Source organism: Actinocrinis sp., assembly GCF_035938995.1.
Taxonomy (GTDB): Bacteria; Actinomycetota; Actinomycetes; order Streptomycetales; family Catenulisporaceae; genus DASZGI01.
Genome location: NZ_DASZGI010000216.1, coordinates 1 through 10117, shown reverse-complemented (window position 1 = coordinate 10117; position 10117 = coordinate 1). Strand labels below are relative to the sequence as shown.

Annotated in this window: 9 protein-coding genes and 1 pseudogene; 7 read left to right on the top strand and 3 right to left on the bottom strand. The window is 66.9% G+C overall.

Annotated elements, in window-relative coordinates; all coding sequences use genetic code 11:
- Both VGZ32_RS15375 and VGZ32_RS15370 read right to left on the bottom strand, forming a co-directional pair.
- Positions 1–1661, bottom strand: a 1661-nt coding sequence (locus VGZ32_RS15375) for a helix-hairpin-helix domain-containing protein (protein ID WP_326886714.1), incomplete at its 3' end; no start/stop codon positions are given.
- Between the two features lie 4 nt (positions 1662–1665).
- Positions 1666–2640, bottom strand: coding sequence for an aldo/keto reductase (locus VGZ32_RS15370; RefSeq protein ID WP_326886713.1), 975 nt, complete (start codon positions 2638–2640; stop codon positions 1666–1668).
- 425 nt (positions 2641–3065) lie between these two features.
- Between VGZ32_RS15370 and VGZ32_RS15365 the strand changes: the two genes are divergently transcribed.
- From VGZ32_RS15365 to VGZ32_RS15335, 7 genes and pseudogenes are all read left to right on the top strand, one after another.
- Positions 3066–4127 (top strand): LLM class F420-dependent oxidoreductase, encoded by a 1062-nt coding sequence (locus VGZ32_RS15365; RefSeq protein ID WP_326886712.1) that lies wholly within the window; start codon positions 3066–3068, stop codon positions 4125–4127.
- A 495-nt stretch (positions 4128–4622) separates the two neighbouring features.
- A complete protein-coding gene (locus tag VGZ32_RS15360) occupies positions 4623–5318 on the top strand; it encodes a histidine phosphatase family protein (protein WP_326886711.1) in 696 nt (231 codons plus the stop codon).
- Positions 5319–5406: 88 nt separating this feature from the next.
- Complete coding sequence (locus VGZ32_RS15355) at positions 5407–5982, top strand: DUF3090 family protein (RefSeq protein WP_326886710.1); 576 nt, start codon at positions 5407–5409, stop codon at positions 5980–5982.
- Positions 5979–6764, top strand: coding sequence for an SCO1664 family protein (locus VGZ32_RS15350; RefSeq protein WP_326886709.1), 786 nt, complete (start codon positions 5979–5981; stop codon positions 6762–6764). Before VGZ32_RS15355 ends, VGZ32_RS15350 begins: the two co-directional genes overlap by 4 nt.
- Before the next feature lie 176 nt (positions 6765–6940).
- A pseudogene (mshC, locus tag VGZ32_RS15345) lies at positions 6941–8089 on the top strand (cysteine--1-D-myo-inosityl 2-amino-2-deoxy-alpha-D-glucopyranoside ligase); the annotation flags it as partial.
- 403 nt (positions 8090–8492) lie between these two features.
- Positions 8493–8789, top strand: a complete 297-nt coding sequence (locus tag VGZ32_RS15340) for a type II toxin-antitoxin system Phd/YefM family antitoxin (protein ID WP_326886707.1) — start codon at positions 8493–8495, stop codon at positions 8787–8789.
- Complete coding sequence (locus tag VGZ32_RS15335) at positions 8786–9202, top strand: type II toxin-antitoxin system VapC family toxin (RefSeq protein WP_326886706.1); 417 nt, start codon at positions 8786–8788, stop codon at positions 9200–9202. Before VGZ32_RS15340 ends, VGZ32_RS15335 begins: the two co-directional genes overlap by 4 nt.
- A gap of 383 nt (positions 9203–9585) precedes the next feature.
- On the opposite strand, the gene VGZ32_RS15330 is transcribed toward VGZ32_RS15335, so the two are convergent.
- Positions 9586–10117, bottom strand: a 532-nt coding sequence (locus tag VGZ32_RS15330) for a PAC2 family protein (protein WP_326886705.1), incomplete at its 5' end; no start/stop codon positions are given.

The window sequence follows — 10117 nt, the reverse complement described above, 5'->3', positions numbered from 1 at the left end:
CCTGCCCCATGCACCACTGAAAGGTGGCTCGTGGCCAAAGTGATCGCGCCAAGCGCCATCGCACGGGTCAGCGCCGGAGCCGACTCGGCGTCGAACACCGCAACCACCGCTGGCCATCGCCCGCCCTGCGCCTCCGCCACCGTCAGCGCCCACGCGTGCCGCAACGACCCGACCTCTTCTGGCCCAAGGTCAACTTCGCCCAGCGGCGGATCGAACACGACTGTCAACCCGCCCGCTTCTGAGCGGCTTACTGTGCCTGTCTCGCCCCGCAACGGACCGTGCGCCGCCAAGGGCGTCCCGACGACGACTCGATCACCCTCATCGAATCCGCCACACACGCCCTGCCCCGGATTGAGCCGCTGCTTGAGCGCGGAATTCAGTGCGATCGTCCCCGCCGCGCCCTCTGCCAGCGGCGCGACCACGAGCACCTGACCGCCCGATGCTCCGATCGCGCGCGGAATCGAATCCGCAACGAGTTGGACGGCTCGGTGTACCGCCTCGCCGCTCTCTCGCACCGGCACGATCACCACTTCACGCGCCGACCGCTCGTCCGTTCCCTGCAACAGCTCCTGCGGCGGCAGACCGCCGTACCGAACCGAGTCGGCCAGAGCCGATAGTGGGCCGGTCGGACGCCGTTTGAGCTCAACCCTGGGGACCTTGCCACCGAACTCAGGGCCATCCACCTCCAACAAGTCCCGGAACAGCAGCCCGGGACCAACCGGAGCGCAGGTCGCAGGATCGCCGGCCATGACCACGTGCGCCCCATCCCGGACGGCTTCCAGCAACGCGGCACCAAGCTCAATATCAATGAGTTGAGCATCTGCGAGGATCACCATATCCGCCGCGGCGATCCGGTCTGGATGGGTCACCAGATTGCGTGCGTCGCATACCTCTGCCCCAGCGGCCGTCAGCGTGCGCACTCCGCCGGGAACGGGTGACGTGAGGAGCGCATTCGGGAACGCCGTCGCCAGCGCAGCTAGCTCCGCTGCGTTTGCCCCTGTAATCAATGTTAGGCCGTTCTCCGCCGCAGCAGCCGTCAGCGCGTCCCCGGTCGCCGCACCCTCCTTCGCATCGACCGCCTCCGGAGTCGCAGCCAGCCGCTGCGCGGCCTCCGCCGCCGACTGCTCGGCGAACGCCCATCGCTCGAGTGCGAGCAACGTGCGGCTGCTGGTCAGCATCGCAGCGGGATCGTCATCATCCAGTGCGTCGAGCCGCTCGAACTCCTCCGCCTCGTCTTCATCAGCGTCTGCGGAGAGCGAGACGGGCTCCGCGAACGCCAGCGCGATTCCATGCTCGATGGCGTCGGCCACCGCACCTGTGGCATCGGGGATCTCGGCCTTGGTCAACGCATCGGCGATGACGTCTGCGCCCTGAACTGTGCTCCCGCGCGCTGCTGCCCGCCGCAACAGCCAGCCGATCAGTGCCCGCGTGCGGCGCGGGTCATCCGGCTGCGTCCGTCCGAGAGCGACCCGGGCCAGCGCGTCCGCCGCCTGGGGCGCCACGCCGGGAACTTCCAGCACGCACCACGGATCCTCCGCCACCAGATCCGCCGCGTGTTCTCCGAGTGCCTGCTCGATCCGTGCCCCGACCGCCTCGGGCGCGCCCGCAGCGCTCAGCCACCCGACAAGGCGGCCGCTCTGCGGCCCGCCCCCCTCCTGCATGGTTCTAACCCCTGTTCCAACCGTGATCCGGATATCCGAGCGCCGGCGCCGAGATGTCGTCGAGCGCCTCCCGGATGGTCCGAGGCAGCGTCAACTCCTCGGCGGCCAATGCACCGCGCAACTGGGCGGCGGTCCTCGCCCCGACGATCGGAGCCGTGACGCCCGGTCTGTCTCGCACCCATGCGAGCGCGACCTCGACCGGCGCCACCCCGAGCCCGTCCGAGGCGGTGGCCACCGCGTCCACGATGCGGCGCGGCGCCTCGCCGAGGTAGGGCTCGACGAAGCCACCGTATCGGTCCGAGGCGCCGCGCGAGTCCGACGGCGTTCCAGTCCGATACTTGCCGGTCAGGACCCCGCGACCGAGCGGCGACCAGGGCAGCAGTCCGATTCCGAGCGCCAGCGAGGCCGGAACGACTTCGCGTTCCACCCCACGCTGAAGGAGCGAGTACTCCATCTGCACCGACGCGATCGGCGCGCGCCCAGGTCCCGCCCGCTGCCACGAGGCCGCCGCAGCCAACTGCCAACCAGAGTAGTTGGACACTCCGACATATCTCGCCTTGCCCGACGAGATCGCCGCATCCAGAGCGGAGAGCGTCTCCTCGATCGGAGTGTGATCGTCGTAGGCGTGCAGCTGCCAGAGATCCACGTAGTCGGTGCTGAGGCGGGTGAGCGAAGCATCGAGGGCAGAGAGCAGATGACCGCGTGAAGCATCGAAGCGTCGGTCACTGTGCGGAACCGAGACCGCCTTGGTCGCGATGACGACGTCTGCCCGGATTCCCTCGACCAGTCGGCCGAGTAGGGTTTCCGACTCCCCGTCACAGTAGACGTCGGCAGTGTCCACGAGCGTCCCGCCCGCGTCCAGGAAGGCTTTGAGCTGATCGCCCGCGTCGGCCTCGTCGGTGTCTCTGCCCCAGGTCATCGTGCCCAAGCCGAGACGGGACACGCGCAAGCCGGTCCGCCCCAGATGTCGCTGCTCCATGCCACGCAATGTACTGGGTGACGGGCCAGAGACGAGGGGGCCTCACCTATTCGGCTGTGTACAAATGCCACCCGTCGCCCGTTCGGCGGAGCCCTTCACCTGTGCTCCGCCCCGCTCGCATGCTGTTGGATGCAGCTCCCGCGCGATCTAGCCCAGGCCCCCCGCGTGACGGCAAATTCATCAAGCGCTACTGAGTGCGCCAATCTACAGTTCGCCTCGTCGACGAGTCTCGGCCTTGAACTCCTGGCGCTCGTCGGGCCCGCTGTCGGCCCACTTCCTCCGCTGCTGTCCGGTGCCCCTCTGCCTCGCCATTCCTCGAGCCACCGTGAGGCCATTCATCCACGTGCCCTCGACGACCTTAGTTACTGCCGAGTAGGGTAGCCGCAGAATGGCATGGCGGGACCCTCTTAGGAGACGGAGCGGCAATGAAGCTGGGCGTCAACCTCGGTTACTGGGGCGCGGGCAACGACCAGGACAACCTCGCCCTGGCACGGGAGGCTGATCGGCTCGGCTACGCCGTCTGCTGGGCGGCCGAGGCCTACGGGTCAGACGCCGCGACCGTACTCGCCTGGGTCGCCGCGCAGACCCAGCGGATCGACGTGGGTTCAGCCGTTTTCCAGATCCCCGCCCGGACCCCAGCTACGACCGCGATGACCGCCGCCACACTCGATTCGCTCTCCGGCGGCCGGTTCCGCCTCGGCCTAGGCGTTTCCGGTCCGCAGGTGTCTGAGGGCTGGCATGGCGTCAGATTCGAGAAGCCCCTCGGACGCACCCGTGAGTACGTCGACATCGTCCGGCTGGCGCTGAGCCGTCAGCGCCTGGAATATCAAGGCAAGCACTTCCAACTCCCCCTGCCCGATGGTCCTGGGAAGAAGCTCCAGCTCACGGTACATCCCGTCCGGGCCGAGATCCCGATCTACCTTGCCGCCATCGGGCCGAAGAATCTCGAACTGACCGGGCGCATCGCCGACGGCTGGCTTGCAGTCTTCTTCGCCCCGCAGTTCGCCGCCGACCTCCTGGCCTCGATCGAAGCGGGACGTAAGCAAGCTGGAAAGGACCTGGCCGGATTCGATGTCGTCCCCACTGTGCCGATCGTTGTGCACGATGACGTGGAGCAAGCCGCCGAACTGGTGCGCTGGTACGCAGCTCTCTACATCGGCGGCATGGGTAGTCGCGAGCAGAACTTCTACAACCAGCTTGCTTGCCGCATGGGATTCGCCGACGCGGCCGCCCGGGTTCAAGAGTTGTATCTGGCGAAGGAGCACCGCAATGCCGCCGCGGCCGTGCCCTTCGAATTCATCGACGCGACGAGCCTCCTCGGCCCGGCCGACCGCATCGCGGAAAGGATGAAGGCGTACGCGGAAGCGGGGGTCACGACACTGTCTGTGAGCCCGTTTGCTGCGAGCCTTGATGACCGGCTCGCCGCTCTTGGCACGGCTTCGGAGGCACTGCGTGCGGCGGGCCTCGCGGACCCTGAGGGGAAATAGCGTAACCACGGCGTGGTTCGCTATTCGGGTCGCGGCCGCGGTTAGGATATCTCGGCAAGCAGTTGTTTTATGACGAGAGTGCTACCTGGCGCGATTACTTGCGTCCGAATTGAGTGCGTCGATCGTCATCGACGATGCGCCGCGGCTCTTCGGGGTTGACTGCACCACCTGCGAAAGATCTGAGAGCAGGCAGAGTCTTGCCCCCCAGCTGCGCGACCTACGACCGCCAGGAAGGCCCGGTCAACTGCGAGGAGCGCATTTTGCGTCGTGGTGGGTGCGATTAATCTCCGAGAAATCCCGAAGGTGAGCGTTTTCCGGCCGCGCCCGCAATGAGCAGCGGGCAAAGTCGCGGTCGCCTTGACTGGTGCGATGAGCAATGGGCTAGTTCTGAGTGATGAGGCGCGCTATTTGCTTCGGCACGTGCAGCAGTATGGGCGGATTCAGTGCAGGCTGGTAAGGGCGCCGCAGACAGCCGGAGGGGGATAGGTTAAGGCAGTGACCACTGTCTTGCTGGTTCGGCACGGACGCACGACCGCCAACGCGTCCGGGGTGCTCGCCGGACGCACTCCGGGTGTAGAGCTCGACGAGCGCGGCCGCGAGCAGGCGAACGCGCTTGCCCAGAGAATCGCCGCGGTCCCGCTGGCCGCTGTGATCTGCAGCCCGCTCGAGCGGACCCGGCAAACCGCCGAGGCCTTGCTTGTCGGCCGGCGTGACACGCCGCTGTACATCGACGAGCAGCTCAACGAGTGCGATTACGGCCATTGGGCCGGGCGGGATCTCAAGACGCTCGCGAAGGAACCGCTCTGGAAGACGGTTCAGGCGCATCCGGCCGCAGCAGTGTTCCCTGGTGGCGAGGGCATGGCTGCAATGTCGGCACGCGCCGTGACGGCGATCCGCACCTGGAACGCCTCGCTTGGCGAGCACGCGACCTATGCGGTCGTGTCCCACGGAGACATCATCAAGGCGATCGCGGCGGATGCCCTCGGGATGCACCTCGATCTCTTCCAGCGCATCCAAGCCGATCCCTGCTCGGTCACGGTGATCCGTTACACGCTGACGCGTCCGTTCATACTGCGGCTCAACGACACAGGCGGAGACGTGGCGGCGCTGATTCCGCCGAAGCGTCGAGGCAAGTCCCGTAAGACGCTCGCGAGTGAAGCGGTGGTGGGCGGGGGCGCCGGAGCAGACTAAGACTAAGACCGCGTAGGCTCGGATCTGACGCGACCGGGCCAGTGGGACGACGCAGCAACTCGCGCGCAGCAGAGGGAGGCTGAACACCGTGCCGAGGCACCTGTTCGTATACGATCCGCCGGAACGGTTCGTGGCGGGTACGGTCGGCGAGCCCGGGTCTCGATCCTTTTTCCTTCAAGCCCGCTCCGGACCACGGGTCACCTCGGTGGGTCTGGAGAAGGAGCAGGTCGCGCTGCTGGCTGAGCGGCTGGAAGAGCTACTCGACGAGATCGTCCGGCGCACGGGAGGAAGCACTCCAGTGCCCGCCGCGGTTCCCTCCGATATGACTGACAACGACCCGCTCGATCAGCCGATCCTGGAGGAGTTCCGCGTCGGCTCGCTCGCCCTGGCCTGGGACGAATCACATGCTCGCATCGTGATCGAAGCCGGCGCGGTCACCGAAGCGGAGAACCCGGCGGAGCCGCTGTCCGACGATCCGACCGCCGAGGCCCCAGACGTGCTTCGGGTACGGCTGACCGGCGGGCAGGCTCGAGCCTTCGCCGCTCGCGCCCAAGCCGTGGTCGCCGCCGGTCGCCCGCCATGCCCCCTGTGTGAGTTGCCTCTTGATCCTCAGGGGCACATCTGCCCCCGCCAAAACGGCTACCGGCGCCGGACGGCGGCGTGACGGAAACGCTGCGCGACGGCGAGCTGAAGGTCGAGGGGCGGCTCACCGAAGCCTCCAATGCGACCCTCTACTGCACGTCCGTGCTCAAGACCGATGACCGCGAAGACTCGGTGACTTGCGTGTACAAGCCGATAGCGGGAGAGCGGCCGCTATGGGACTTCCCCGATGGCACCCTCGCAGCCCGGGAGGTGGCTGCCTACGAAGTGAGTGCCGCCGCCGGCTGGGATCTGGTGCCGACAACTGTGATGCGCGACGGCCCTTTCGGCCCGGGCATGTGCCAACAATGGATTGAAACGGCCGAGACGGACACGGCCCACTTCCTCACCGTGCTGCCCCAGGACGGCGAACACGAGGGCTGGTGCCCGATCGTCACCGTCGAGTTGGCAGATGACCAGCTTGCGCTGCTCGCGCATCGTGATGATGTGGTACTACGTCGCGTCGCCCTCTTCGACATTGTGATCAACAATGCCGACCGCAAGGGCGGCCACGTTCTCCCTGGAGCCGACGGCAGACTCTACGCGATCGATCACGGTGTCTCATTCCACACCGAGGACAAATTAAGAACCCTGCTGTGGGGCTTCGCTGGTCGTCAACTGACCGACGAGGAGCGGGACGTTCTCGCCCGCATCCGGGGCGACGAGACGTTGAACGAACGCCTCATGGAACTCCTTAGTGAGGATGAGGTCGCCGCGCTCCGCTCGCGTGTGGAGGCGCTACTGAGCGCAGGGGTCTTTCCCGGACCGGAAGACCGCCGGAGGCCGATTCCCTGGCCGCTGATCTAGGACGCGACTCTCGGCGTGGTCCCTCACCCGGGCGAGGTGTACCCCACCTGCCAGGCTTTGACGGCGCCGAGAGGCGATGGAGCAGGTCGGTGTCGTCAACGCGGACCTCGGCGCACCTGGTCCGCGAATAGGCCGCGACTCGCCCTTGATCACCGTGGCGTCTTATTGTGGTGCGCATGGATGCTTGGCCGACGAACAACCCGCCGACCCTGCCCGGACGCGGTAACACCCTCCGTCTCTACGACACCTCGACCCGGACGAAGGCGGCCACGCCTGCCCGGCCCGCGGCCGACGGCCCGGCCCGCATCTATGTCTGCGGCATCACGCCATATGACGCGACTCACGTCGGTCACGCCGCGACCTACATCGCTTTCGACCTCGTCCAGCGCGTCTGGCGGGACAACGGCTACGACGTGCGTTACGTCCAGAACGTCACAGACGTCGATGACCCGCTCCTCGAGCGCGCCAACAAGACCGGCGCTGATTGGCAGGTGTTGGCGCTCAGCGAGATCGCGCTTTTCCGCGAAGACATGACCTCGTTGCGTGTGTTGCCGCCGTACCGATACGTCGGCGCGATCGAAGCGATCCCGGCCGTCGTCGCTCTCGTCGAACGACTTCTCGAGAACGGCACGGCTTACCGCGTCGACGGAGACGTTTATTTCGACGTCCACAGCGACCCCGACTTCGGCACTGTCTCAGGTCTCGACCCCGCTTTGCGTGAGAAGGTCTTCGCCGAGCGCGGCGGTGATCCGGACCGGCCCGGCAAGCGCCACCCGCTCGACTGCCTGCTGTGGCAGGCCGCCCGGCCGGGAGAGCCGTCCTGGCAGACGCCTCTCGGCGAGGGGCGCCCAGGCTGGCACATCGAGTGTGCGGCCATCGCCCTGGAGCATCTCGGAGCCGGCATCGATGTCCAGGGCGGTGGCTCGGACCTGGCCTTCCCGCATCACGAGATGGGCGCCGCCGAGGCCCAAGTCGTGACGGGGGAGCGGCCGTTCGCGCGGATTTACGCGCACGCGGGCATGGTCGCGCTCCGCGGTGAAAAGATGTCGAAATCCAAAGGCAACCTCGTTTTCGTGTCGAAACTGCGTGCCGCCGGGCACGACCCGATGGCGATCCGGCTGGCGATCCTTGCCCACCACTACCGCTCCGACTGGGAGTGGTTCCCCGCCGATCTCGAGGCGGCCGAGCAGCGCCTTGCCCGCTGGCGCGCCGCGGTCTCCCGCCCGGATGCCCACCCGGCCGACGCGCTGCTCGCGCGGATCCGTGAACATCTGGCGGACGACCTCGACACGCCAGGCGCGCTCGCCGAGATCGACGGCTGGGCCGACCGGGTACTCGGCATCGAGCACCGCGGTGCGAAACCCAGTGAGCCTGCCCCGACGGCCTCAGGCCGCGGGACCGATAAGCGCGCCGCCGAGGTTCCCAGCACCGCCGACTCCGGTGACACGGAGGTCGGCGGCACCGGCCGTCGGAACCTTCTGCACGGCGGAACCACATCGAACCGGGTCGATTCCGCGGGCACCCATGGGGCGGCCATGAATGCCTGCGAAGTCGACACGGCTGAGACCGATGCCGCCGCCCCCGGCTTGGTCTCCCGTGCTGTCGACGCATTGCTCGGCGTCGCGCTCTGATCCGTTTCCGGATCGCTCTGAGTCGAGGGTTGCACACGACGAGAATTCTGTCTAGTCTGTCTAGATAAGAAGTGGCGCCCAGTCACGGGAGGACCTCATGTCGGTCACCACACGCGACTCGCACTGGCAGATCCAGGAGGCCAAGCAGCGCTTCAGCGAGCTCATCAGGTCCGTCCAGGTGGACGGTCCGCAGTTCGTCACCAAGCATGGTCAGGAGATCGCCGTCGTGATCGACATCGAGGAGTACCGCCGGCTCCACCCGGGACAGAACAAGGGGAGTTTCAAGGAGCACCTGCTCTCCGGGCCGACCTTCGACGACGAATTCATCGATCTCGTGTTTGAGCGGGACGACGCTTACGCCCGCGACGTCGACTTCCTTCTGGAGAACGGATGACGTACCTGCTCGACACGAACGTCCTGTCGGAGCTGCATAAAAGGGCGCCGAATCCGGCCGTGCGGGCCTGGATAGAGGCAGTACCCGACGATCAGCTCTACATCAGCGTCCTCAACATCGGCGAGATCAGGCGCGGGGTGCAGGTGGCCAGGCAGCGTGGCCTTGCCAGCGCCGAGCGGCTGAACGCGTGGCTGGAGCGCACGATCGAGCAGTTCACGGAGCGGATCGTTCCGGTCCTGCTCCCGGACGCGCTGATCTGGGGTCAGCTCACCGCGGGCAACAAGATCCCAGTCGACGACGCGATGCTGGCGGCGCAAGCGTACACACGTGATTGGACCCTGGTGACCCGGAACATAAAGGACGTCGCGAGCACGGGCGTCCGGCTACTCAACCCTTTCGAGTATGACGGCTGACGAACATGGGTTGGGAGGGCACGGGACCGAGAAACCATGGGAAGTAGCGGTCGCGCGAGCGTCGCTTGCGCAGCAGCTGGCCCAATTGGTGCCGGGGCTCGCAGGGGGCCTGCGTGAGCGAAAATGCCGTGCCATAGCCGGGTTGAGATGGCGTGGCTCGGGAGCGGAGACCCCCGGATCGCGAAGTGGCCGACGTGGTCAAATGGCGGACGAGGACGTGGCACGTGGCTTGACAGCGAGGCCGGGAAATGCGATCACGCTGTCGGGTGGCGTCCGACGACGTAAACGCGCGAGGGCGCGAGCTCTCCTGTAGCTGATTGTCAACTCAAGAATTGCTGGCCCGTTCGAGCTGACCTTCTCTCGCGACGGCAGCCGATTGTCGGCTACGCCGGCCCGTCCTCTCCACGCCGCCGCCGTTCGTGCCGACGGAGATAACGCTCGAATTCACGGGCGATCGCCTCGCCACTGGCCTCGGGCAACTCAGCGGTGTCCTTCGCCTCCTCGAGCGTGCGCACATACTCGGCGACCTCGCTGTCCTCGGCGGCCAGCTCGTCTACGCCGGTCTCCCAGGCCCGTGCTTCCTCGGGGAGTTCGCCCAGCGGAATCGTAAGGTCCAGCACGTCTTCGATACGCCGGATCAGCGCCAGGGTCGCTTTCGGGCAGGGGGCCTGTGCCACGTAGTGCGGCACGGCGGCCCAAAAGGACACCAGCTCGATCTCCTCGTGCCGAGCCATTTCCTGGAGCACTCCGTTGATCCCGGTCGGCCCCTGGAGTGTCGGCTTGTCCAGTCCGTGCGCGGACTGCAGTTCCTCGTTGTTCGACGAACCGCTGACCGGCACCGGGCGGGTGTGCGGCACGTCCGCCAGCAACGCCCCCAGCGCCACGATCGTCGTCACCCCGAGGTCCCTGGCCAGG